Origin of the sequence: Mucilaginibacter jinjuensis, assembly GCF_028596025.1 — a bacterium.
Lineage (GTDB): Bacteria > Bacteroidota > Bacteroidia > Sphingobacteriales > Sphingobacteriaceae > Mucilaginibacter > Mucilaginibacter jinjuensis.
This window is the reverse complement of record NZ_CP117167.1, coordinates 1325206-1349073: the sequence shown is the minus strand read 5'-3', so window position 1 is coordinate 1349073 and position 23868 is coordinate 1325206. Positions and strand designations below refer to the sequence as shown.

Below are 23868 nucleotides of genomic sequence, written 5' to 3'. Positions count from 1 at the left end.
ATTGTTAAATTTTTAGTCGTAAGCGTTTCTTTTCCATCAACCCTACGAGCCATATTAATATAAACGACACAGCGAACGAACGTAGCAAGCCAACCATTCCATTTCTTAACAGATACGGAAATTTGATACCGAAAAGCTCCATCAAAAACACCTGGAAGTAAGGCATTAAATAACATGTTAATGTACTGGTACCTGCCGGGCGGATAGCTTTCAAAAAGTTTTTTTGCCCCCGCATATCCACAATGTAAATAAACAACTGAAACATGAGTATGGTAATACCGGCACAGATAAATATCCAGGCGGGGGTTGAGCGTATTTTAGAAATACCATCAGCATAAGGGCGGATCAGCAATCCAGCGGCGATGAGTAATACTCCAATTACAATAAATGTTACAGGGATCAACCGGGCTTTGCCCTGCTCTACCCATTTGGCATACAATCCCGAGATAATAATGCCACCCATAGTTAAGCTTACTGCCGATGCATCCCCTATTATCCATAGCTTTTCGGTTAAAATTCCGGTATGCTCTGCTATGTTGATGCCTACAAAAACAAGCACTGCAATAATCAACACACTTAACCGGCCTTTACATAGCCAATAGATACAGGCACAAACCAAATACGACCAGCCAATGATACCCAGTATCCCCCACCACGAAGTGCGCATCCAGGTTATATGATCGCCTTTGCCACCTTTGTAAATTACAGCCATGGCAATAAGCAATATAATGCCTAACCCCATCAAGGCATACTTGCGGGCCTTCTTCATGGTTTCGGGATAATCCAGCCAGATGAGGAAAAACGCAACCGTAATTATCAATGCCCAGGCGGCTTTGGGTATCAGTGCGGCCTTCGAATTATAACTTTCGAGATTAACATGATAAAACCCCATAATGAGCAGCGCTGCACTACGGGTTAAAATGTAAATGAGGATGTTTTTGGATGATTCGCCCTTTTTAATGCGGTTGTTGATGGCAAAGGGCAGCGACAAGCCCAATATGAAAAGGAAAGCCGGGAAAATGGTATCGGCAAAACCCATCGCGTCGGTATCACCGGCGGCGTGATCTATCCATTCGGGGATGTGTTTTACCCCGCTGGCATCGTTCACAAAAATCATTAAAAACATGGTAAGCGCCCGCAGTACATCTATCGATAACAGGCGCTTAGGTAAAGTTTGCATTGTGAGAGGCAATATTTCTTAAATATAGCGTATCAATTGGGTGGTGCAAATGGTTAAGGGGAATTTATTTTTTGAGATGCTGGGTTGACCGAAAGGCTAATCGCCATGTAAGGCCTCAAGCGATGAGGAGGTAGCTGTATTATTAAGGGGTTGTATGCTTATTGTCGGTAGTCCCGCTCAATCACCTCGGGTAGGCTGTTACTTTGGAGCGCCAAAGTAACCAAAGCGCCCATCGGCAAAAGGCTTCTTTGCGCACAAGGCCATGCTGCACAGCGTTCAGAACAACACATCCCGATAGCTATCGGGACGGGATCTTTTGCCCTACTTGCGTTCGCACAATTCAACCCTTCTGCAAAATCTCCAATGCCTCTTTCCGGCGCACGAGGCCAACATTGTTCTGCCCGCTTTTGGCCGAAGCTGTTTGCCAGAAGAAAGAATCAAGAATCGAGAGCCAAGAATCAAGACAATGAATAACAACAAAGCGGTATCAGGACAATCAAAAGAAGCGGTGGCCCAGACAGAAAAGCGGGGCCGAGGGTGAGCCTTGTGCGGTGGAGCTTTTTTCTGTCTTGATTTTTTGGTTACTTTTGGATCAAGCCAAAAGTAACAGCCTACCCGCGGCGATTGAGCGGGACTGACATTAATTATTCGCACAAACCATTTATAATAGTTTCTGCGTTATTGAAGTCAGTGTTAATCGGTCGGGGATTGCCACGCTATCGCTCGCAATGACGTGGTTTATTTAAGGTGTAACCACTCGGCTACTCTTCCTCTTTATCCTTCTTCCTATCCTTATTAAACCCGATTTTCACTTTACCGGTGCCGTCATCTTTGGCGGCGAGGTGTAGCACGATGCCCTTATAGCGTTTCTTTTTCAACTCTTCCTTATCGGTAATGGTGGTATCGTTTTTGGGATTACGGAGCGGTACATCCATAGTTATATCTGTACCCCTATCCAAGCCGTATACCCCGGCAACATCGGCATTAATTACGCTCGAGGTTAGTTTCATAGGTTTAATGGTGATCATCCTGCCGTTAATATCAAACTCGGCATCGAGGTTGGGGATCTGGATGTTATTGAGGTTACGGAACGGAAATGCAATTTTACCGGCCGTTTTTAGCGGGTTAAAATTAATTAAGGCACCATCTGTTAAATTGAGCAGTACCATACCTTTTAAAGATTGCGACAGGATACCTCCATGCCCGTTGAAAGTCCCTGCAAGCTGTGCTTTGGCTGATAACAGACCTTTCAAATTTTCATAAGTTGGGGCTGTGATGCCGAAATTGTTGAAGGCATAAAAGAAATCATGAATGTTAACGTGGCTTATCACCGTGCTTACATCGAAACGGTTGGCCACATCATCCTGCACTATGCGCCCCCTAATAGCCAACGTGCCGCCGGAAGTTTTCAGGGCGATGTCTTTAATTTCGATCCCATCTTCAGATAATTTCAGCTTCGCTTTGGCATCGGTAGCCAGAAACTTGTTGTAATGTACATTGGCAACCTGCATATTCAAATTCACCTGCGATTTGTTGATCACGTTGGTAAACTGATCTACCATATTGCTGCTGTTACCCTTTGCCGAACTTTTAACCGCAGCTTTTTTGCGCCTGTTTATAATACCCAGAAACTCGGCTAAATGGATCTGCGGACTGTTAACATTCCAATCAACCACAATCTTCTCAGGTGCATTGTAGTACAAGTTCATCAGGTTATCGGCCCTGCCGTTCATGGTTACAATGCTTTGGCCAACCTGTACCCTAATGTTGTTGAGCATCAGATTCCCATTTGTGAATTGCATAGAGAGGGAAGTTTTCTTTAAATTGAGGCTGTTGGGCAAATAAGTAAATTCGGCATTATTGATGTTGATGTTACCGGCAACATAAGGCTTGTTTAGTTGCAAGTTAATGATGTCTGCTCTAAAATGTAATAGCAAATCGGCGGTTCCCATGTTAAAGCGAAGAACTTTGGCGAACAGCTCGTTCATATCCGTAAGCGGAAAATTTGCCTGTAATACGCCGGTAGCAATTGGCGTTGTGAGGTTAATGACACTGGCAGTATCAACTTTAAAAGGTATGCCCTTGAAACTGCCGGAAAGTTTGGTGAAATGAATAATGGAGTTTTCGTCGCCCAGTCCCTTGCCTTTTACGTAGTTATTGGTAAATATCCCGTTAAAATTACAGTTGTCAATTACAGCACCCGGTACGGTAAGCCTGTTGTTTTTTACTGTTGCGGTGATGTAAAGCAATGGTTCGCCACCGCCAAAGTTGCCATCTATATTGGCGGTAACATCAATTGGTTTATCTAAATTAAACTTGTTAAGTGTTTTAGTAATATTAGCCGATACCAGCGATGCGGCATTGCGCCAAAGTATTTGATTAACTTTTAGATGGAAGGCAAAGTTCATCGATTTGGCAGCGGGTGCAAATAAGGCATTCAATGTAAAGTTATCGCCGGCTATGTTAAAATTGTCTGACTTTATGTTGATCTTTTTACTGGTTTCGTTATACCCGGCCACCATATCAGTTTCAATCAGTTTATCTTTAATAAAGCTGCCGTGCGATAAATTAAATGCCAGGCTGCGCGACATTACCTTCATGTGTACCTGTGCTGTCCAACCCGAATCCGGGAAATCCATCTTGCCGTTCAACTCGTTTACATCAAATTTAAACAGCTTGCCGCCGTGCTGGTTATCTATGGTGAGGCTAACATTGTGCAGATTAAACCGGCTCAGTTGTGCCGATGTGCTGCCTTTATCTTTGGGATTTTTCGGTTTGCTTTTATTTTTCTTAAAAACAGAAGTATTGCTATAGCCCGAGGTATCGGTGTAAATATCAATTGCGGCGTCATTAATATCCACATGGTTAATATCTATTGTACCATGCAAAAGCGCAGCGGCATTTACAGAAACATCAAAATCTTTCGAGTCTAAAAGTGTATGGCGGTGTTCGGTCCATTTCCTGTCGCGTACAATAACATTTTTTAAAGAAAGCGATACACCAGGAAAGCTTCTGAAAAACGAAGGGCTCATGTCACCTATCGACAGTGAACCATCGATATTCTTATTAAGCTCGGTATTAATGAGTGCAATAACCTTGGCTTTATGGCTATTGATGTAAAGAGTTGCTCCAACTAAAAGCAAAACAACCAGTAATATTAGTCCGCCTAATATACCGAGCACCCATTTTAACCAACTTGCCATAAATAAATTGAGGTAATAATTATATACAATATACAACCAAATAACCCAAATGTGTTTGAAAGCCAAATTATTGCTGTTGCAGATTGGCATTTGATACAATTTGGAGGAGCAGATTACCTACAAATTCAATCTACCTAAGTTCTACCCCTTATTAACGTTGCTGCAAATTGCACCAACTTCGTGTTCCCCTAATTTAGGGGAAGGCAATGACAGTGCCACCACTTCTAACTTTAATAAGGGGTATAATCTAAAGAATACAGGTAGTTTTATAAGGCAACTATAAAACCTCTATTTTCAACTTTCTGCTATTTCAATTTTGCTTACCTTCAACTGTATTCAAAACATCACCCCTATGACTAAAAACATCACCCCGAAAAGTCACCGAAGTACCTTAAAATCGGCCATAACATTAATTGCTGTAGCATTATTAAACCTAAATACGGCATCGGCACAAACCAAACTTCCGGCAGTGGGCACGTCGGCAGTTGTGGGCACAGTTGACCATATCGATATTACCACAACGGTGCAAAGCCCATCTAACCAGGATACACCACTGCAAATTATCTGTGTGTTCGAATATACCGAGGGCGATATCACCAGCACCCAGGCATTACCCGCCGCCGCAAACGGATTATTGCATGTAGACAAAGCCCTTAACGGCCTGCTTACCGACCTGCGCAAAAGTGGCAAGTTTGCGGGCCACGCGCTCGAAACATTATTGCTTACCCCACCTAAAGGCACCATAGCTGCACAGAAATTACTATTAATTGGCCTGGGCAACCGCAACAATTTTACGCCCGACCTGATGATAAACGTTGGCCGCGTGGGTATGCGCGAAGCCCTACGCCTTGGTGTAAGCAGTTACTCGCACGCCAGCGATTTAAAGGATGCAGGTATTGATTCGCCAACGGGTATTGTAGCCAGTAACGTAATAAAGGGTGCTTTAGAGGCTTATGAGACTGAACTGTACCTTAAAAGTAAGAACCTGAGCAATACTAAACCCATCACCAAAATTACACTACTAACAGGTCCGCCATTCTTTGCCCCATCCGGCGATGCCGTTAAGGCTTTTATTCAAACCTACCGCCCTGCTGTAAATTGATACAGCCTTAACAAATAAATCATTTGGCTTTAGCAAAACCATTTTTTAGTTTTAAGCATGAAAAACCTTCACAAATTATTATTACCCCTAATTGTGGCCTGTTGCATCCATTTATCAGCATCGGCACAAAATAATGCAGCTAACGATTTAATAAAACAAGGTATTGCCTTCCACAACCAGGGCAATTATACCGATGCTGTTACCAAATTTAACGAGGCCTTAAAAGTTGATCCGCAAAACGAATATGCCCATTATGAGCTGGCGTTTTCGTTATATGAATTAAAGAAACCTACTGATGCTATTCCGCATTTAGAGATCGCAGCCAAATCAGCCAATAAAGATCTTGTTGTAGCCTCTTACTCTTTGCTGGCCAGCATTTATGATCAGGATAATCAATCAGCCAAGGCGTTTGATATTTATAACGAAGCCATTAAAATAAACCCCGACTACCCCCAGATTTATTATAACCTGGGCATTGCCTACTCGCGCGCGCAGCGATATCCTGAAGCCGAGAATGCTGCCATTGAAGCTATTAAGCATAACCCCAAAAGTGCCAGCAGCCAGCGTTTATATGCCCTGGTGTGCTTTCACCAAAACAAAAGGGCTAACGCTTTGATGGGGCTTTGCAGCTTTATTTTGCTGGAGCCAACCGGTGCGCGGGCGGCCGAGGCTTACGGTAATATCCAGCATATTTTGCAGGGAGGTGTATTGAAAGATGCCAATGGCAAAACCACACTTCAGGTTTCGCTAAGCGATCAGCAAGAAATCAGCACGTTCAATATGGCTATCAGCATGGCTATGTTATCGGCACAAACCAAAGGGCTTGCCGGTTTAGCTTTGTTGGAGTATCAGCTTAAAACCACATTTGGCATAGTTGGCGAACTATCTGCAAAGAAAGCCGACAAATCGTTTTTCGATAAGTTCTTTGTTGATTATTTCTACAAGCTATCGCAAACTAACTACATGCCTGCCCTTACCCACACCATTGCCCTAACCGACCCTAAAGCCGACAACGCCAACTGGGGCAAACAAAACACAGACCAGATAAACGGCATGGCAACCTGGTTACAAAATACGCCGAGAGGCTATTGAGATATAAGATGTGAGATGTGAGACGAGGATGCGCTAATCTCACATCGCTTTAGATATGAGATGTGAGGTATGAGACAACGATGAGTTTTATCTCATATCTAATATCTCACATCTCCCCTACTGCATTTCATGATTTACATTCCAACCCTTTCGGCCGAATGTGAAGGTGGCCGTTACAGATGGGCCGTTATATCCCCATTTCAATTCGCCGTCCAGTTTTTCCCTGTCAACATCAACCTTGAAATTTAAACCGGTGTACCCTGCGGCAAAAGTTAAGTTTTTAATTGCCCTAAAGGTTACAGCAGCATTGTAGGCTATAATACGGCCGCTAATGTTATCTATCGTAACGTCTAAATAATCGGCTTCGGCATTAAAGGCCCAGCGTTTACCCATAGTCCAGCCGCCCCAGAGGCCAAAATCTGGCAGTGGTGCTGTTAAGCCAACATTGGTTGAGGCACTGCCGCTTATGTTATTGCCGGTAGCAGCAATACCTATCCCAAACCTAACCACGTGTGCACCTATTAAAAGCCCGGCTTCATAATCTGGCTTGCTTAAAATGGCGTAGCCATAAGATAAGCGGTAGATGTTAGAATTAAAGTAAGCATCAATCTGTGCACCTATGTTATAGGTATTGCCATTAAAATTAATATCTTTTTGGATTTGGTAGCTCGAGCTCCTGTCTAAGCGATAGTAACTAAAATCGAACCGTGAGCGGCTTGATGAACGCCATTGAAAATCGCCCAGAAAGGTGGAGGTATTTTTGTTGAAACCCAGGTCGTCTTCAAAATCAATATCGGTACCAATTTTACCATTGGTGCCATTAACCCTGATGTTGGTATTATTAACCGGGGCAAAAAAACCGGCGGTTAATTTAAACTTATCTACAAACCAGGGCACCGTGCGTACTGGTTTAACTTTTTTATAGGTAGTAATTGTGGTATCCGTATTTGCTGCCGCATCTGCAAAGGCCTTTGGCTGCCGGGAGCTTACCGTATTGTTTTGAGCATACAGGTTGCCTTGTGCGCTGCAAACTGAGGTTAACAATAAAAACAACAGGCTTGCAAGTGCTGCACTTTTTAAGCCGGCGGGGGTATACTTATTCATTTTTTAAATGTTTTATAAGGTATATCTCGATATGCGATTGAAAACCTAAAATTACGCAACAATAAACCTGTAAATATTTTATCAGGTTGTAGCAGGTGTTGCATATTTAAATTTGCAACTCAATTAATCCACGTTTCTTCAATCATCCATTATTTGATTTTTGCACATGAGAAATGTGTTAAGTGGGGCGAGGGATTTAAAGCGGTTGGATTGCGCCTAACAGAAAGGTAACACAGGCTTTAAATCATTTTATCACGCTTTCGTTATCATTACACTATAAAATCCAATGGCCCGAATTTCCTTTCCGATCAACTCTTTTAATCACTTCAAAAATTGTCTGCCGGATATACTGGAGGAAGAGATATCACGTACAAACATCAGGCTTAAACTAAGTAACGGCTCCCAGACTAACGAAGAACGCCAATTATACCAGGAAGAACTGGATAGACTTAGCGCCTTAAAGTATATCAGCCAGTTAAGAAAAGGGAAATTAACCAAAGAAGAGTTTAACCAGAAAGTGGAACTGGCTGCTTTATAGGTTAAGGCCCCAATGATGTAGCAAGCCAAGCTATACTACTAAAAGGCAATTGTTTTTAATCAAGAAACTATCAGAGTTTCCCGAATGGCTTTTTTGCCCTGCACAACCATCCTTGTACCTTGTAAGGTAGTTGCGATGGCACAGCCAACACCAACAATGGCAATAACTATAAAAACCGGAAGCTGGTGTTGGGTTAACAGCATACCTGCAAAAGCAACAAGGCACGTCCAGGCGCCCATAAAGTAATCGAATGATCTTTTGTATATGTAAGCCAATGGAAAGAAATGCAAGCCTACAATAAGCGCCATTGCCGGTACAAAGTAGTTAAAATACCCGGTGTTAATAAGCACATTGGCGGTTAGAAATATAGCCAGCCCTTCTAAACTACCAATGATCATAAACCATTTGTCTTGTTGTTTCTCTTCAACAGATTTGGTTGCAGGATAATTACCCTGCAAGGTTTTGGCTGCGCTATTAAACTTAAAATAGTGGCTTATAAACACTAAAATTATTGCCAGAAACACTACGCCTATCACTCCATAGTCTCTTCCCTTAAGGTTATACTCGGCCAAACCAATCCACCCGGCAGTAAAAATGCTCATTAGAAACAAGCCACCGGTCATGTTGTCGAGAGAAGTTTTTGTGTTGGTTGTCATGGATCTTTATCGTTATAAGTGTATACAGGAATTTGCGATTAACTCAGCAAATTACAATAAATCTTAAAACAAAAAAGTCTCTTAGTCTCACCAGGAGGCTTTCGTGGTATCAGCATCACTAAAACATAAATGTTATGTCAGTTAGTTAAAATAAATGAAGTATTTTGCCGTGCTTATTGCGGTTAGTAAATGCTTTTTAATTCGATAGAATTCCTCTTATTTTTCCTGGTTGTTACCACCTTATATTACCTTTTACCTTATAAATACAGGTGGGTTTTATTGTTACTGGCCAGTTGTTATTTCTACATGGCATTTGTGCCTGTGTATATTCTCATTTTAGGCTTCACCATTATTGTCGATTATTTTGCCGGCTTATACATAGAAAAAAATACTGGCAGAAAACGAAAACTATTATTGATAGTAAGCCTGGTTGCCAATATTGGCGTACTCTGTGTTTTTAAATATTATAATTTCTTAAACGCCAACCTAAGTTTCCTGCTGGCTGCCGGTGGGCACAAAGACCCCTTTCCTTTTTTAAGCATCCTTTTGCCGATAGGATTATCTTTCCACACCTTCCAGGCTATGAGTTACACCATCGAAGTATATCGTGGTAACCAGCCTGCCGAAAAAAGCTTTGGCATATACGCCTTATATGTGATGTTTTATCCGCAGCTGGTGGCAGGCCCTATTGAGCGACCGCAAAACTTGCTACACCAATTCAGGGAAAAACACGATTTTAACAGCTACAATGTTAGCAGCGGGCTTAAACAAATGCTTATTGGCTTTCTAAAAAAGCTGGTAATAGCAGATAGGATTTCTATTTATGTAGACACGGTTTATAATAATTCTGCCAGCCAGAATGGGAGGTCGCTGGCATGTGCTACTATATTTTTTGCATTCCAGATCTATTGCGATTTTTCTGCATACTCTGATATTGCAATCGGAGCAGCAAAAACGATGGGCTTTGACCTGATGAAAAATTTCAACCGGCCTTATTTAGCTACTTCCATCTCACAATTTTGGCGCAGGTGGCATATTTCACTCTCCACCTGGTTTAAAGATTATCTGTATATCCCGCTGGGTGGCAGCCGTGTAAAACATAAATATAGGCAATATCTTAACCTGCTTATTGTGTTTACCATTAGCGGCCTATGGCATGGCGCTAACTGGACTTACTTAGTATGGGGTGGCTTAAACGGGCTCTTTTTAATTGTCGAATCAGCCCTGCCAACTGTGCATATAGCTAAAAACTGGCTGTTAACTACTCTTAAAACGCTTATTACCTTTTTTGCGGTTTGCACTACATGGGTATTTTTCAGGGCCGAAAACGTTTCACAGGCATTTATCATTTTAAGAAAAATTATAAAGTTTGATGGCCCGCTTTATCCGGGGAACCCTAAAGATCATTTTTACTATGCCGCAGCTGCCATTTTCTTCCTAATATTTTTTGAATGGGTGGCCGAGTATAAGCCCCGCCTCTATCAATACATCCCCAATAATTATATAACCCGTTTAGGATACTACACATTTATTGTGGCGATTATTATGCTATTCGGTGTATTCGGTGGCGGTCAATTTATTTACTTTCAGTTTTAAGATCAGACCAGTATAGAAAATGGATTCACTAAAAACTTTCCTTTTAAAACTGCTGGCCTTGATTTGCCTTGTTGTAGTTGTTGATATAAGCATCGGTCTGCTGTTCAAAAACCTTTTTTATAAACAAAAAAGCGGTAAGTATTTCACCACTTCGCATGCTTTGAAAAATGCCGGCGAAGACATTGTGATATTCGGCAATTCACATGCGGCCCAACACTTTAATGCGCCGCTCATGCAAGCTAAAAGCGGTAAAACAGTATTCAATTTCGGAAACCAGGGACAGGGATTATTTTATATTTACCCTACTCTAAAATCGATGCTGGCCTATCATACACCTAAACTGATCATCATTAATTTAGATTACGAAGAACTTAGGTATGATGAAGCCGAATATCAGCGGCTGTTTGTTTTTTTACCCTACTACCACTTAAACCCAATAATAGATTCTGCTATAGCCATGAGTGGAAAGTATGAACAAGTGAAGGCGTGTTCTGCCATGTACCGTTATAATTCCTTGTTGGGTTATATGCTGTTAAACATCTACAAACCAACCTTTAATAAAAGCATGGCAAGCCTGGGTTATGACCCCAATGAAGGCGTTATATCCCCCTCGGCAATTAATGAGAGTGAAAAAAAATCGCTGCCTGAGCAATACGTTTTTGATAAAAATAAGATCAAGTACCTTATTAACCTGATCAACTACATCCAGGCAAAACACGTACAGCTTATGGTTACAACTGCCCCACTTTACCGATATAACGATAGCAAGAACTTATATAAGGATAAGTTGACAGCGCTTCTTAACCAAATGCAAGTTGCTTATTTCAACGATGGAGATGACGCAGCGTTCCGGAACAGGAACGATCTTTTTCATGATGATAGCCACCTTAATCCAAAAGGCGCAGATATCTGGACGCAAAAATGCCTTAACTATATACAGGGTAAGCATTTAATGAATTAATAACACCCAAAAAGGACATATCGCATTTTAAATCATAAATGATGTTTTTTTTACACCACAAAGCCTAATTTTACCAAAATTAGAAAGCGCCACCGCATACATGATCGCTATTTTTGTCCTGATATATCTTCTTTCTTTTATAATGGCCCTGTACAATATCTTATTAGATAACAGGCAGGGATTTATGCTGTTCCTCATTTTTGGCCTTTCTATTTATACAACGGCAATGTCCGTTGCCTTCATGCTCGGGTTAAAGCAGTTTATTCCGTTTTTTCAGGGGTTTAAAGAATTACTGGTATTTATTATGCTGCTCATCAATATTGCTGCTTTAAAAACCCGGCCCCGATGGCATGTTATTGATTATCTTATCCTGGCATTTTTAGGTTATACCACGCTTTACACCTTACTGCCTGTAGGCGGGCTAAGCTTTGTAGCCAGGCTTACCGCGTTAAAAAGCACTTCGTTTTTTCTATTAGTATATTTTACGGGCCGGTTATTTGATATTAAAAGTCTTTATATCAATAAATACTTCACTTATATAGCCATACTGGCCATTGCTGCCGGCGTAGTAGTTTCATTTGAGGCTGCTACCTATGAGCACCTGCAATCTCATACCGGTTATGCCGATTACGTTTATTACTACTTTAACATTGAGCCCGATGGGAGCTTTGGCCTAAGTACCACATTTGAATCAGAAGGTGGATATAAACGCTTTGGGAGCTTTTATACTAATCCTTTAGAACATGCTGCTGCAACACTAATTGCTCTGGCGGCTATTATGGCCCTATACACCCGCGACGACAATAAAATTGAATTTAAACCCATGGCTGTGTTGGCTTTCGGTGCAACATTATTGTCTATTATTTTTGCTTTTTCAAGAGCGCCTTTTGTCAGCTATTTTTTGATGATCTATATTTATGCGCTGGTTACGCATAAAAAATCCCTCGTCAAACTCATTCATTATGGTTTTGGGTTAGTGGCTTGTTATCTCATTTATCAAATCATATTGTTTGATAATAAAACTGATGGAATAATTGCGGTAGTAATCAGTACGCTTAATTTCAGCAACCCATCAAGCGTAGGGCACGTGGTTGCCTGGCTGGAGGGGATTACCGCCATTGTGAACCACCCTTTTGGTATGGGCATGGGTGCAACCGGTCGGGTAGGTGCCAGCTTAAATGATGAAGTTGTAGGCGGCGAAAACCAGTACCTTATTATTGGTGTACAGGCCGGCCTCATCGCATTGATTTTATATCTGTCTATTTACATTATGTTTATTAAACAGGGGCTTAAATGGGTTAAACTGTTAAAAGGTAAAGAACGTAAAATCTGTATTGCTGTACTGATGTTAAAGATCGGTTTCTTAATTCCGTCTTTTACTTCCGAGTTTGAAGGTTCATCTTATATTTCATATATGAACTGGTTTTTATCAGGTTTATTTATCGCAACTATTATGCAGCACACAGCCGATGAAGTTCCTGATACCAAAGCACTACCAGTTCCGGTAAATGCATAAAGGTTGTTATCGCAATACAAAAGCACGCTCAATTAAGCTTTTGGCTTAATGAGCGTGCTTGCTTTTAACTTATATAGAAGTTAACCTCATGCGCTTCCCATATAGCAGGCACTTCCAGCTTATAAATCAATTTATCCAAAACAGCCGCCGGTACAATGGCATCCCGACTTTTATTTTGACTGTGCAAATGTTGATAAGGTACTTCGATATAAACGATATTTACCTTTACCTTATACGTAGTGAACAGATCGATCAACTGCGTACGCATCTGGCTGGTGGTGTTGGTTGCGTTCCACACAAATGATTGTTGCTTGCGCAGGTAAACCCGTGCCTGCTCTTTCGCTTCCTGGATCACTTGCCCATTACCCGTTTTATCCGTTGGCGAAATACCGCGCTTTACCCGTATGGCATCTAATGAAATAACGGGACATCCGGCATAATGCCTTTTAATAAACGTGTCTTTACCGGCACCGGGCAAACCGCTCATTAAAACAATCTCCGCTTCAGGCTCTTCAAATGGTACATAATCCAGGTAGGCATCGTCGTGCTGCATGTAGTACATTTTTGCATTGCCTGATATAAATCCACGAGGTTCTCCCCAGCAATTATTTTCCTGGCAAAAAGCCTCGAAGCAGTCAATACGGTACAGCATTTCCTCCTGGTCGTCACAAATCCGGCCGAGCATGTCGGCTCTGGCAAGCAAGGCCAGCCATTGGGTGTTTACTTCCATACCGGCTTTAACTAGTGCTTTTAACGGGTCTGGTTTTTCAAACAACCATATTGGCAAACCATGGTACCGCACCAAACCCACAATTTGTTCGCGGATGGCAAAGGGTGCGGGTTCATTTACATACAACAATTGCCTTGTAAACTGAGCGCCTTTGCGGGCATGCCCGTTAGATGTAATGCTGCCATTAGCCTCCAAAACTGTGGTGCTGTATTTTTCAACATCGTGCAATAAAGCCGCAGCCCACAAAATCTCCTGATCCTGTGGGGATAAATCCTGAAAAGCCGTTTCATTCCCCAGCGCATTTAATACCATTTGCGTGTGGATGGCCACGTTACCTTCGGCATGATAACGTGTATCCTGCGGCACCTCATTCATGCGCTTTACCCAGTCGAAGCGTTCTTCCAGGTATTGCCAATCTTTATTTTCGCTAAATACCCACATACTTGCCTCCTTCGTTTATTAATGCTGCACGTTTCCAGTTACGGGTCCAGTGCTCATCGGTTTTAACGTGCCCTTTTCGTACATATTTAAATACATTTTGTGCGAATGTATCAACGCTGTAACGATCCGCATTTCTGCTCACGATGCCTTCCATCGTGGTCGCTGTTTTATCATGTACATCATACGGCTCAAACGCCCCGGCGCCGTTTACCAGCGCAAGCATTTCTGTTTCAAATTGCTGCTGCTCCTTTGGTGTTTCTTCCTTTTTTACTATCGGAACTGTAGGCAGATCGAGCATATCGGCATAAAACCGGGTTTCTTCCCAGCTTAGCCAACGATCATGCTCCCGGATCCCGAATACATAATAATGATGTTCCAGCTTACGATATTCAATGGAATGGATGGCATAAAGGTTCTCACCGAAGATTTCCAGATCGCCCAGGTCATGTTTTACCAGTTGCCAGAAACGCCGTAAACTTTCTGTCCACGCAGAGGTTGTTGGTGCAGCATGCGAACGGGCAAAAACGCCCAGTTTGGACAGGCAATTATTTTCGCCGTCCAGTTTTTCGGTATGTATTAAGTTTGGGATGTGTTGCAGATGCTCCCAATAGTCGTGCGCTATACGGTCGTCGCTGGTTGTGCCCGGCGAAAACGGATAATGATAGGTACGACCATATTTTTGTGATATAGCCATGTTTTCAAGAATTAAATTAGAAAATAGAAATCGCTTCCTCCCCTGGGATGGGAAAGACCATAAATAATTTTATGCGCTGGCGATTACATGGCTCAAAGACTTATAGCGTTTTTGTTGACGCAAATGTAAGAAACTAATTTATAATCTGTTAATGAAAATAATTACCCGGTTGCGTCTGCAACCGGGAATTATCAGTCTTGCTTAAAGTAATTCCGCTTTTATCGTTTTAACCGGGTTGCCACGCTCCAATGCATTGTGCTCACGCCATTGGCTTTGCTGTTGGGCCATCAGTTGCTCGGTTTGCCAAACCAGTATTTTAGCTTCGAGCCGGGCTAAACAGAGTTTCTTGTTTTCCAGCTGCGAGCGGGTATCCATAGCCATTACCTGTAACCCGGATGGCAAATGTGTTCCCCTCACGGCGGTTTCAACCTTGTTTACATTCTGCCCACCCGGACCGGCTGAACGGCAGGTTTCCAGTTTTACATCTTTCGGGTTCCACTGCATCAAATCCTTCACATCAAAAGCAGCAATGCCAACAAACCAGTTTTTACGTTTGTGAAATTTACGATAAGGGCTTTGCGCTATCCATTGTACGGTTCCGGCCCATTCTTTTATAAATGCATCCAGGTTACTACCTGTGGCCATCATGGTTGCAGAAAGTAAAGTATCTTTAATTTCACCCGGGATATTTTCCAATACCTCCAGCTCAATACCTTGTTGTTTGGCCTGTTTCGTCATCAGGTTTTGCACACAGGCTACAACCCGGCAGCATTCTGCCGGGCCTTTACCTGATGTAATTTGTATGATCATCTTTTTCATCACCTAATCCTTGTTCATTCTAACAATACGTGGATAAAACTTCCCCTGGATATCAACCAGATCGCTTTGCGCAGCAATAACAGACTCAATATCCTTGTAGGCCATAGGGTTCTCTTCAACCGTGCCGCCAATCAGGGTAACACCAGCATTGGTCAGCATCTTTTTCATGGCCGAAACCGTCATGCTATCCTTTGCCTTTTGCCTGCTCATCGCCCTGCCAGCTCCGTGCGAAGCAGAATATAAGGCATCGCCCGTTCCCTTGCCCGATACCAGGTAAGCGGGAGTGGTCATGCTGCCGGGGATAATGCCCAGCTCACCTTTGTGCGCCGGCGTGGCACCCTTGCGATGGATGATCACTTCGCGGCTATCAGCCAGTTTATCTTTCCAGGCAAAGTTGTGGTGGTTCTCTACCACGTGCAAAGCTTTTAAACCTAAAGCCTTTAGTAAGTTGGCATGGATACGCTCATGGCAGGCTTTGGCATAATCGCCGGCGAGGGTCATGGTAAGCCAGTACTCCTGCCCTGCTTCGCTGTTCAGATCCAGCCAGGCCAGTTGCTGGGCATGGCGTGGTAGCTTGCAAGTGTTCATGGCTATCTGCGTATAATGCCTTGCAATGGCCGAACCTAAACCCCTGCTGCCCGAATGCGTTAGCAATGCCGTGTACTTTTTAGCGGGTAAGCCTAAGGTATTATCGGCTAAAAGTTCAATTTCGCCAAACTCAACAAAGTGGTTGCCGTTGCCTGAAGTGCCCAGCTGCCTCACCGCCTTCCCGCGCAACGGTTTTAAAAATGGGATTTCATTAAATACCGGGCTATCCAGTATCTCATGTTCCTGCCTGGTATCCAGCCCGCCTTCCATACCGAAATGGGTATGGTTTTTAAGTGCTTGCTTAACCTGGTATTCAAACCGTTTCAGAAAGCCATCGTTCTCATCAATAATAGATAAGGCCATGCGGCAGCCAATATCCATACCTACTGCATAAGGGATCACCGCATTACCGGTAGCCAGCACACCGCCAATAGGCAAACCAAAGCCCATGTGAGCATCGGGCATTAAAGCGCCTTGTACACTTACAGGTAACAGGTTAGCCAGTTCCATTTGTTTTTTGGCAGATGACTCGATACCCTTGCCGCCATAGGTTTTGCAGAATATCGGCTCGTCCCTCAAATCATACGTTTTAAAAGATGGGCCTTCTACCTTGCCAATTACCTTTTCTGCTATTTTGGCTGTTAGTTCATCATCCAGAAATGCTTCCGGGTTGTTTTTAATATCCACCAGCAGATCAAGCAATTGCTGCTTACTGTGGTGCTTAAAATTTTTAGAGGCTATACCAATAACCAGGCTTCGCAGCTGATCATTATGATAACCTATTTTACTTAAATCTTTTGTTCTTAAATTGCCCATGTGGGTTATTATTCTAATTCCAGGTAAGTTGTTATTGAACTATACCTGGGTATGTTTTTTAATTTGTTAATGTATTTGGCCGGCTCGTTAAAACGATCTTTCCAGCGATAGCTCCGGCCACGGGTTAAGCAGTTGATACGTGGTGCCAGGTGATGGTTATCGATATGGTCATTGATGTACGATAGCTCCCTTTCAATATCCACATCCATTAGTTTAATATGCGTTACCATGTATGGGGCTACTTTTAGCAAATAGCGCCAGGGTTCGGTAATTACATATTTCACATCCAGCCTGCGGTACGGGTTAATAAATTCAACACGTGTAAAGCAAGCTTTTTCATCTTCGGTCAATTGCATCCGGTTAACCTGCCAGCTGTACTCACCAAATTCGCGCAGTAATTGTTGCTTGATCACGTAAACATTACGCCCTTTACGCCGCTTTTTGCGCTTGAATGATTTATCGTGATGATACTCAACCGTATTAATTTTAGTCAGCAAGGCCTCATAAAAATCAGCCTGTGGTCCGCGTTTAATATCATCGCGAAGCACAAAAAACCGTTTCCATCCACGCTGATAAGGATGTTCTAAAGGCACTTTCGGTAAAAGCTCTTTTTGTATCCAAAGCTTATCCCGCCGCTTGTCCAGCTGTATCAACTGCTTATCCCGGTCTGTTTTTACGAGCCGTTTTTTCCGGCGCGCCGATTTAATACAGCGCGGCCATTCATGTGTGTCCATCACACGTTTATTTATTCTTGTCTCGAAATGTTATTGGATCTCTATTTCGTCCTCGAGTAAGGATATACCCTTTTAAGAGCGCACAACAAGAGCCCAATAAATTAATTCGGCAGGCAAAAAATCATCAAGGCCAAAAGTGGCTTTAACTTATTCTTAATAAAAAAGCATGGTGTTTGCCTGCCTAATGGGCAATGAGCGAAAGGGGCGATATGTAGCGTAGCTCTGTCATGATTCCTTGATATTTAAAAGGTTAACAAATCAGGAATTGGATGCAAAGATAGAATTTTAATTGAATTCAACATAAAATATAGAATTACCTCAACTTGCCTGCTTGGGGCAGATTAATAACTTTGTAACATGCCGGCCATTCAAAATATTAAAGTAGCTGTTGATGCTGTGGTATTTGGATATACTTCCAAAGAGGGCTTGTCTGTGCTATTGATTAAACGTAACATCAAACCTTTTAAAGATAGCTGGGCCCTGCCCGGTGGTTTGGTTCGTGATGATGAGTCTTTGGAAGAAGCTATTCAGCGTGAATTGAAAGAAGAGACCGGCGTTAATATTAATTATTTAGAGCAACTGTATAGCTTTGGTAAACCAGGCCGCGATCCGCGTAACCGGGTAATCTCTATCACCTATTATGGCTTGGTTAAGCCCGATGCTTTTGAATTACAGGCCGATACCGACGCTGCAGATGTGGCCTGGTTTAATATTAAAAAACTCCCTCAACTGGCGTTTGACCACCACGAGATTTTAACCGCAGCGCATGAGCGATTGAAAAACAAAATGCTTTACCAGCCGGTAGGTTTCGAACTACTGGAAGAGAAATTCCCATTCTCTGAACTCGAAAAATTATACATGGCCGTACTGGACCGCCCTATCGACCGCCGCAATTTTAAAAAGAAGGTCATTAAATTTGGCTTCCTCGAAGAAACTACCGAAAAACAAGCGCTTGATGGCGCAGGCAGACCTGGCAATCTTTTTAAGTTTAATCCGCAGAAATACTACCAGTTACAAAAAGAAGGAATCAACTTCGAGATTTAATTGTTTCCTGAAAAATAAAAGCAAAAATAATTTGCGTATTTAAAACGCATATTTATATTTGCGTATAATTAACGCAAATTAATCATGAAAACAGCCGTAATTATAGCCCGCTTCCAAACCCCTTACCTGCACGAGGGGCATAAGCAATTAATCAGCATGGTACAAGAGAAACATGCCAAGCTAATTATTTTGTTAGGTGTAAGCCCAATAATGGGCAGCCGCAAAAACCCTTATGATTATTATACCCGCGAAAAGATGATCAAGAAGGATTATCCGGAAGTAGTGGTTTTACCAATTAGCGACCATCCGAGTGATAAAACATGGTCTGAGAGTATTGATAGCCTGCTGAAAAGCGTTTTTCAATCAGAAGATTTCTGTTTGTATGGTAGCCGGGACAGTTTCATCCCCTACTACTCTGGCCGGTTCGAAACCGTAGAGTTGCCGGAACATGGTGATTATAACGCTACCGAGTTGCGCAAGCAATATGCTGATAAGGTATTCGATTCTAATGATTTTAGGGCAGGTATCCTGTATGCTTATTATAACCAATACACTAAAGTTTATCCTACTGTTGATATTGCTTGTTTTAGAAATAACAAAACAGAAATACTGCTGGGTAAAAAAGCAACCAACAACAAATGGCGCTTTATAGGCGGCTTTGCCGACCCGGAAGACGATAGTTATGAAGCTGCTGCCAAACGCGAATTAACAGAAGAGTGCGGTGAGATGGAAATAAGCGAAATGACCTACGAAACATCGCGCAAAATAAACGACTGGCGTTATCGTAACGAGGCCGATAAAATTATCACCCTTTTATTCAGCTGTGATTATATCAGTGGTTCACCTGCTGCAAAGGATGATATTATTGACCTGGATTGGTTCCCGGTTGCTGATCTACCAAAGATGATTGAGAATGGAACCATCAGCGACGAACATGTGGAGATGTTCGAACTAATTATTACTAGGTACCTTAAAAACTAAATCCATGAAACGCGAAAATTTGATCCTGCTGGCTGATGCCTATAAATACGCTCACCATAAATTTTACTATCCCGGTACCACACAAATTTATAGTTACCTGGAAAGTCGCGGCGGAATGTTTGATGAAACGATATTCTTCGGTCTGCAATATTTTTTGAAAGAATACCTGCAAGGGCCTGCTTTTACCCAGCAAGACCTGGACGAAGCCGATGGCTTTCTGCAACAAGTATTTGGCCGTGATGATGTATTCGATAAATCTAAATTTCAATACATCCTTGATAAATACAACGGTAACCTGCCTGTGAAAATAAAAGCCGTTGCCGAAGGTACTGCTGTACCTACCCACCATGTGCTGATGACCATAGAAAATACCGACCCCGAATGTTACTGGCTTACCAATTTCTTGGAAACGCTGTTGATGCAGGTATGGTACCCATGCACAGTGGCAACCTTAAGCAACCAGATAAAAAAAGTGATTACCCAGTTTTACACCGAAACAGCAACCGAAGGTGCCGAAGCCGGGATTGATTTTGTACTGAACGATTTCGGTTTCCGTGGGGTAAGCAGTGTAGAGAGCGCTAAAATTGGCGGTACTGCCCATTTAATCAATTTCAGCGGCAGCGATAACCTGGCAGGCAGCGGCATGGCCATTAACTACTATGATGCCCAAAAGGTATATGGATTAAGCATCCCGGCAACTGAGCATAGTATTTGTACCCTATTAGGCCGCGATGGCGAACTGGAGATTTTTAAACACGTGCTGCGCAGTTTCCCAACCGGTACTATTGCCTGTGTATCTGATAGCTTTAACATTTTTAAAGCTTGTAGAGAGTACTGGGGTGGCGAGCTAAAAGAAGAGATCTTAAACCGGAAAGGTACCCTGGTGATCCGCCCCGATAGCGGCGATCCGATCATGACCTTGTTGGAGATATTCAAAATATTGTTCGAAACATTTGGTTTTACCACTAACAACAAAGGATACAAAGTATTACCACCGCAAGTAAGAGTGATCCAGGGGGATGGTGTAAACTACGGCGAGATCATCAACATATACAACGCATTAAAAACAAACGGCATTAGCGCAGAAAACTTAGTATTGGGCATGGGCGGCGCTTTGTTGCAAAAGGTTGACCGCGACACCCAAAAGTTTGCCCTGAAATGCAGCAGCGCGGTTATTAATGGCACCGAAGTAACAGTAGAGAAAAGCCCTACCGAAATGGATGCACAGGGTAATATTACCCCAAGTTTTAAAAAGAGTAAAGGCGGCCGTTTAAAACTGGTAAAAATAAATAGCATCTTTAAAACCGTAAACGAGCAGGAGCATTTAGAATTAGCCGATGAACTGCGCACCGTATTTGAAAATGGCAGACTGGTTAATCCCATTACATTTGAACAGGTGAAAGCTAATGCCAACCTTAACTAACAACAGCATGAAAAAGATATTATTCGCCATAAAAGGCTACGAATACCTGGCCGAAAAGGTAATGGCCTGCGGCGATTTTGAAAAAGGGGAATTGGAAGTAAGCCATTTTACCGACGGCGAACGCTATCAGCGCATCATCTCCCAGATAGAGAACAGAAATATTGTATTGATAGGCGGCACTGTAAATGACAGCGCTACTTTAGAGTTATATGATTTGGCATCTTCACTGGTAAGTTACGGGGTTAATTCGCTAACGCTGGTTATTCCATACTTTGGTTACTCTACCATGGAGCGTGCGGTATTGAGCGGTGAAATTGTAACAGCCAAAACCCGCGCCAGGTTACTGTCGGCTATTCCAAAATCAAACCAGGGGAACAAGGTTCTGTTGTTCGACCTGCACTCAGAAGGGATCCAGTATTATTTTGAGCACGATTTATATCCGGTACATGTATACTGCAAGGATATTGTGATTAAGGCTGCGCTTGAATATGGTGGCGATAATTTTGTAATGGCCAGTACTGATGCAGGCCGTGCCAAATGGGTAGAATCGTTGGCGAATGATTTAGGCGTAAACGCAGCCTTTATCCTGAAACGCCGCCTGAAAGGCGACCATACCGAGGTAAGCGCCATTAATGCTGATGTAGATGGCAAAACGGTTATTATTTATGATGACATGATCCGCTCGGGAGGCAGCATTATTAACGCGGCTAAAACTTATAAAAATGCCGGCGCAGGTGATATCTACGTAATCACTACACACGGCTTATTTGTAAATGATGGCATCAACAAATTAAAAAACAGCGGATTAATTAAGAAACTGATCTGTACAGATTCGCACGTAAATACGCAATATATCAACGATGAATTTGTGGAGGTAAGAAGCCTGGATAAGCTGATTTGCGAAAGCATGTAAGTACTTAATCCGCAATATCATCATATAGGTCGCATCGCCTAAACACCATAAATTGTTTAATGCCTCTGAATTCGTCAATCAAATTCCAACTCTTAGCATATTTGTAAATTTCGTGGTATCCGGCTTCCCATTGTACATTATTGAAAAGGCATTCACCTATAATTTCGCCATCTGCACGTTTAGAAACATAGATCTTTAACCAGTTTATTTTGTTGTTGGTTAACTGAGCAGGGATCTTATCTTTTAATAATTCGAAAAGATAATCGTATTGTGGGTATTCCTGCCATAATCCCTGGAAATGCATTTCCCCCGGTTTTGGGTGCCATAGCACTTCTTTACCATTGATCGATTTGGTAAAGTCCAAATCCGGGTTATGGGTATCTGATAAACTATCAATTAGTGTAAGGAATGTGGAATTGATGTAGTTGCTTAATGCAACATTTACCTGCTCTTCGAACGAAATGCCTACACCTGCTACACTCTCTATTATCCCGTCCGGGAAATATTGAGGATGAGCTGTAGCTACCATGAGATGTAATACCGAGGGATGCACACCCGGGTTTTCTACAATCGCGGTTGATACTTCCAGTTCAGTATTAATAATAAGCGTCAAATACTGCGGATGTTTTTCGACCCGGTACCCCATCTCAATCAATATGGATTTTAAAGCCCCTAGTAAATACAAATTTTTATCAGCAGGTATTGCTTCAGCTTTCTTTTGGTGCTGACTATTGTTTGCCGGTTTAGGTTTGAGGAAATCAAATAATCCCATTTTCGCTTTATTTATTTAAGGCTGCTAAACATCCGCTCTGCCAGGTCTTCAATATCATTTTTCCGGGCCAGTTGGGTTCGCCAGTCTTCGGGGATATTTTCATAACCGTACAGGAGCGCGGCAAGGCCGCCTGTTACTGCTGCAGTGGTATCTGTATCGCTGCCTAAATTAACCGCTTTTAAAACGGCATCCCTGTAATTATCTGTATTGAGCAAACACCAGATACTGGCCTCGAGGGTGTGCAATACATAACCGCTGCTTTGGATCTTAGCTTCCGGAATCAGGTCTACCCTATCAACTAATAAGCGCTCAAATATATCTCTTTCATACTGGCTCATTTCAATTGATACCAGGTAGTCGGCTACTTCCTTTTGCAGGTTGTTGTAGATGCTGAACTTTTCGCCCCCGTTTAGAATCGCCAAAGCAAATTCGAGGTAATAAAAGCAGGCGATAGCAGAACGAACGTGCCCGTGAGTAATAGACGAAACAGTTTTAACCAGCTGGTAACGTTCGGCTATGGGTTTATCGCTGATGTATACGAGCAATGGCAATATCCGCATTAATGAGCCATTACCATTACTATGGGCATCAAAATCTCCTGCTAAATCCGGTCTTGTACCTTTAACTAATGTGTCAATGGCATGCTGTGTGGTCATACCTACATCAAATACTTCGTTATCTGCAGTCCAGTAATTACCGTATCGCCAGTTAACAAAATTACGGGCAGTCCCCTCCAGGCTAAAGCCCGAAGCAATTGATTCGGCAAGGCAAAACGTTAAGGAGCTATCATCAGAAAATGTTCCGGGTGGCTTATTGTAGGTACCGTAACCAATCATATCCGTCACCGGCTGCCTGCTTATTTCTTGTCTGCTCTTAAACTCCACTGGTACACCCAAAGCATCGCCAACAGCTACACCAAACAGAATGGCCTTACAGGTATTTAAGTCGATTTTCATTCCCGGCAT

General features: G+C 42.5%; 21 protein-coding genes. 10 read left to right on the top strand and 11 right to left on the bottom strand.

The annotated features are described in order from the left end of the window. Nucleotides 1-4: 4 nt before the first annotated feature. A complete protein-coding gene (locus tag PQO05_RS06235; RefSeq protein ID WP_273631843.1) occupies nucleotides 5-1180 on the bottom strand; it encodes a DUF5009 domain-containing protein in 1176 nt (391 codons plus the stop codon). A gap of 761 nt (nucleotides 1181-1941) precedes the next feature. Next, entirely contained in the window at nucleotides 1942-4383 is a 2442-nt protein-coding gene (locus PQO05_RS06230; RefSeq protein WP_273631842.1) for an AsmA family protein, read from the bottom strand. A gap of 352 nt (nucleotides 4384-4735) precedes the next feature. Here PQO05_RS06230 and PQO05_RS06225 point away from each other — a divergent pair, with 352 nt between their 5' ends. Continuing rightward, nucleotides 4736-5485, top strand: coding sequence for a M17 family peptidase N-terminal domain-containing protein (locus PQO05_RS06225; protein ID WP_273631841.1), 750 nt, complete (start codon nucleotides 4736-4738; stop codon nucleotides 5483-5485). Nucleotides 5486-5542: 57 nt separating this feature from the next. After that, entirely contained in the window at nucleotides 5543-6577 is a 1035-nt protein-coding gene (locus PQO05_RS06220; protein ID WP_273631840.1) for a tetratricopeptide repeat protein, read from the top strand. A 117-nt stretch (nucleotides 6578-6694) separates the two neighbouring features. Here the strand turns inward: PQO05_RS06220 and PQO05_RS06215 are convergent, their stop codons facing one another. Then, nucleotides 6695-7681 (bottom strand): hypothetical protein, encoded by a 987-nt coding sequence (locus PQO05_RS06215; protein ID WP_273631839.1) that lies wholly within the window; start codon nucleotides 7679-7681, stop codon nucleotides 6695-6697. A gap of 286 nt (nucleotides 7682-7967) precedes the next feature. Between PQO05_RS06215 and PQO05_RS06210 the strand changes: the two genes are divergently transcribed. After that, nucleotides 7968-8219: a hypothetical protein gene (locus tag PQO05_RS06210; protein WP_273631838.1), complete on the top strand. Its 252-nt coding sequence runs from the start codon at nucleotides 7968-7970 to the stop codon at nucleotides 8217-8219. 59 nt (nucleotides 8220-8278) lie between these two features. Here PQO05_RS06210 and PQO05_RS06205 read toward each other — a convergent pair whose 3' ends face one another. Continuing rightward, nucleotides 8279-8875: a hypothetical protein gene (locus PQO05_RS06205; protein WP_273631837.1), complete on the bottom strand. Its 597-nt coding sequence runs from the start codon at nucleotides 8873-8875 to the stop codon at nucleotides 8279-8281. Between the two features lie 189 nt (nucleotides 8876-9064). On the opposite strand from PQO05_RS06205, the gene PQO05_RS06200 reads away from it, so the two are divergent. The 3 genes from PQO05_RS06200 to PQO05_RS06190 all read left to right on the top strand — a co-directional run bounded on the left by PQO05_RS06200 (nucleotide 9065) and on the right by PQO05_RS06190 (nucleotide 12948). Continuing rightward, nucleotides 9065-10471, top strand: coding sequence for an MBOAT family O-acyltransferase (locus PQO05_RS06200; RefSeq protein ID WP_273631836.1), 1407 nt, complete (start codon nucleotides 9065-9067; stop codon nucleotides 10469-10471). A gap of 19 nt (nucleotides 10472-10490) precedes the next feature. Beyond that, a complete protein-coding gene (locus PQO05_RS06195) occupies nucleotides 10491-11432 on the top strand; it encodes a hypothetical protein (protein WP_273631835.1) in 942 nt (313 codons plus the stop codon). A 142-nt stretch (nucleotides 11433-11574) separates the two neighbouring features. Then, complete coding sequence (locus tag PQO05_RS06190; RefSeq protein ID WP_273631834.1) at nucleotides 11575-12948, top strand: O-antigen ligase family protein; 1374 nt, start codon at nucleotides 11575-11577, stop codon at nucleotides 12946-12948. 64 nt (nucleotides 12949-13012) lie between these two features. Here PQO05_RS06190 and PQO05_RS06185 read toward each other — a convergent pair whose 3' ends face one another. From PQO05_RS06185 to PQO05_RS06165, 5 genes are all read right to left on the bottom strand, one after another. After that, entirely contained in the window at nucleotides 13013-14119 is a 1107-nt protein-coding gene (locus PQO05_RS06185) for an AAA family ATPase (RefSeq protein WP_273631833.1), read from the bottom strand. Beyond that, the gene (locus PQO05_RS06180; protein ID WP_273631832.1) at nucleotides 14106-14813 is read right to left on the bottom strand and encodes an RNA ligase family protein; all 708 of its coding nucleotides are present in this window, start codon (nucleotides 14811-14813) and stop codon (nucleotides 14106-14108) included. Before PQO05_RS06180 ends, PQO05_RS06185 begins: the two co-directional genes overlap by 14 nt. 201 nt (nucleotides 14814-15014) lie before the next feature. Continuing rightward, nucleotides 15015-15632 carry a peptide chain release factor H gene (gene prfH, locus PQO05_RS06175; RefSeq protein ID WP_273631831.1) on the bottom strand — a complete coding sequence of 206 codons (618 nt, stop codon included), beginning with the start codon at nucleotides 15630-15632 and terminating at the stop codon, nucleotides 15015-15017. 3 nt (nucleotides 15633-15635) lie between these two features. Then, on the bottom strand, nucleotides 15636-17036 hold the full coding sequence (locus PQO05_RS06170; RefSeq protein ID WP_273631830.1) for an RtcB family protein: 1401 nt from the start codon (nucleotides 17034-17036) through the stop codon (nucleotides 15636-15638). A gap of 8 nt (nucleotides 17037-17044) precedes the next feature. Continuing rightward, on the bottom strand, nucleotides 17045-17770 hold the full coding sequence (locus tag PQO05_RS06165) for a hypothetical protein (RefSeq protein ID WP_273631829.1): 726 nt from the start codon (nucleotides 17768-17770) through the stop codon (nucleotides 17045-17047). 357 nt (nucleotides 17771-18127) lie between these two features. Between PQO05_RS06165 and PQO05_RS06160 the strand changes: the two genes are divergently transcribed. The 4 genes from PQO05_RS06160 to PQO05_RS06145 all read left to right on the top strand — a co-directional run bounded on the left by PQO05_RS06160 (nucleotide 18128) and on the right by PQO05_RS06145 (nucleotide 22131). Beyond that, entirely contained in the window at nucleotides 18128-18814 is a 687-nt protein-coding gene (locus PQO05_RS06160) for an NUDIX hydrolase (RefSeq protein ID WP_273631828.1), read from the top strand. Between the two features lie 84 nt (nucleotides 18815-18898). Next, entirely contained in the window at nucleotides 18899-19795 is an 897-nt protein-coding gene (locus PQO05_RS06155) for an NUDIX domain-containing protein (protein ID WP_273631827.1), read from the top strand. A gap of 4 nt (nucleotides 19796-19799) precedes the next feature. After that, nucleotides 19800-21218 carry a nicotinate phosphoribosyltransferase gene (locus tag PQO05_RS06150; protein WP_273631826.1) on the top strand — a complete coding sequence of 473 codons (1419 nt, stop codon included), beginning with the start codon at nucleotides 19800-19802 and terminating at the stop codon, nucleotides 21216-21218. Between the two features lie 7 nt (nucleotides 21219-21225). Beyond that, complete coding sequence (locus tag PQO05_RS06145) at nucleotides 21226-22131, top strand: ribose-phosphate diphosphokinase (protein WP_273631825.1); 906 nt, start codon at nucleotides 21226-21228, stop codon at nucleotides 22129-22131. A gap of 4 nt (nucleotides 22132-22135) precedes the next feature. Here PQO05_RS06145 and PQO05_RS06140 read toward each other — a convergent pair whose 3' ends face one another. Continuing rightward, nucleotides 22136-22903, bottom strand: a complete 768-nt coding sequence (locus tag PQO05_RS06140) for a DUF6348 family protein (protein ID WP_273631824.1) — start codon at nucleotides 22901-22903, stop codon at nucleotides 22136-22138. A gap of 11 nt (nucleotides 22904-22914) precedes the next feature. Beyond that, complete coding sequence (locus PQO05_RS06135) at nucleotides 22915-23859, bottom strand: ADP-ribosylglycohydrolase family protein (protein WP_273631823.1); 945 nt, start codon at nucleotides 23857-23859, stop codon at nucleotides 22915-22917. Nucleotides 23860-23868: the final 9 nt, after the last annotated feature.

What these genes read in the sequence shown, in the direction of transcription:
- PQO05_RS06235 (WP_273631843.1), bottom strand. Translation starts at nt 1,180, where the DNA reads ATGCAAACTTTACCTAAGCGCCTGTTATCGATAGATGTACTGCGGGCG.
- PQO05_RS06230 (WP_273631842.1), bottom strand. Translation starts at nt 4,383, where the DNA reads ATGGCAAGTTGGTTAAAATGGGTGCTCGGTATATTAGGCGGACTAATA.
- PQO05_RS06225 (WP_273631841.1), top strand. Translation starts at nt 4,736, where the DNA reads ATGACTAAAAACATCACCCCGAAAAGTCACCGAAGTACCTTAAAATCG.
- PQO05_RS06220 (WP_273631840.1), top strand. Translation starts at nt 5,543, where the DNA reads ATGAAAAACCTTCACAAATTATTATTACCCCTAATTGTGGCCTGTTGC.
- PQO05_RS06215 (WP_273631839.1), bottom strand. Translation starts at nt 7,681, where the DNA reads ATGAATAAGTATACCCCCGCCGGCTTAAAAAGTGCAGCACTTGCAAGC.
- PQO05_RS06210 (WP_273631838.1), top strand. Translation starts at nt 7,968, where the DNA reads ATGGCCCGAATTTCCTTTCCGATCAACTCTTTTAATCACTTCAAAAAT.
- PQO05_RS06205 (WP_273631837.1), bottom strand. Translation starts at nt 8,875, where the DNA reads ATGACAACCAACACAAAAACTTCTCTCGACAACATGACCGGTGGCTTG.
- PQO05_RS06200 (WP_273631836.1), top strand. Translation starts at nt 9,065, where the DNA reads ATGCTTTTTAATTCGATAGAATTCCTCTTATTTTTCCTGGTTGTTACC.
- PQO05_RS06195 (WP_273631835.1), top strand. Translation starts at nt 10,491, where the DNA reads ATGGATTCACTAAAAACTTTCCTTTTAAAACTGCTGGCCTTGATTTGC.
- PQO05_RS06190 (WP_273631834.1), top strand. Translation starts at nt 11,575, where the DNA reads ATGGCCCTGTACAATATCTTATTAGATAACAGGCAGGGATTTATGCTG.
- PQO05_RS06185 (WP_273631833.1), bottom strand. Translation starts at nt 14,119, where the DNA reads ATGTGGGTATTTAGCGAAAATAAAGATTGGCAATACCTGGAAGAACGC.
- PQO05_RS06180 (WP_273631832.1), bottom strand. Translation starts at nt 14,813, where the DNA reads ATGGCTATATCACAAAAATATGGTCGTACCTATCATTATCCGTTTTCG.
- prfH (WP_273631831.1), bottom strand. Translation starts at nt 15,632, where the DNA reads ATGAAAAAGATGATCATACAAATTACATCAGGTAAAGGCCCGGCAGAA.
- PQO05_RS06170 (WP_273631830.1), bottom strand. Translation starts at nt 17,036, where the DNA reads ATGGGCAATTTAAGAACAAAAGATTTAAGTAAAATAGGTTATCATAAT.
- PQO05_RS06165 (WP_273631829.1), bottom strand. Translation starts at nt 17,770, where the DNA reads ATGGACACACATGAATGGCCGCGCTGTATTAAATCGGCGCGCCGGAAA.
- PQO05_RS06160 (WP_273631828.1), top strand. Translation starts at nt 18,128, where the DNA reads ATGCCGGCCATTCAAAATATTAAAGTAGCTGTTGATGCTGTGGTATTT.
- PQO05_RS06155 (WP_273631827.1), top strand. Translation starts at nt 18,899, where the DNA reads ATGAAAACAGCCGTAATTATAGCCCGCTTCCAAACCCCTTACCTGCAC.
- PQO05_RS06150 (WP_273631826.1), top strand. Translation starts at nt 19,800, where the DNA reads ATGAAACGCGAAAATTTGATCCTGCTGGCTGATGCCTATAAATACGCT.
- PQO05_RS06145 (WP_273631825.1), top strand. Translation starts at nt 21,226, where the DNA reads ATGAAAAAGATATTATTCGCCATAAAAGGCTACGAATACCTGGCCGAA.
- PQO05_RS06140 (WP_273631824.1), bottom strand. Translation starts at nt 22,903, where the DNA reads ATGGGATTATTTGATTTCCTCAAACCTAAACCGGCAAACAATAGTCAG.
- PQO05_RS06135 (WP_273631823.1), bottom strand. Translation starts at nt 23,859, where the DNA reads ATGAAAATCGACTTAAATACCTGTAAGGCCATTCTGTTTGGTGTAGCT.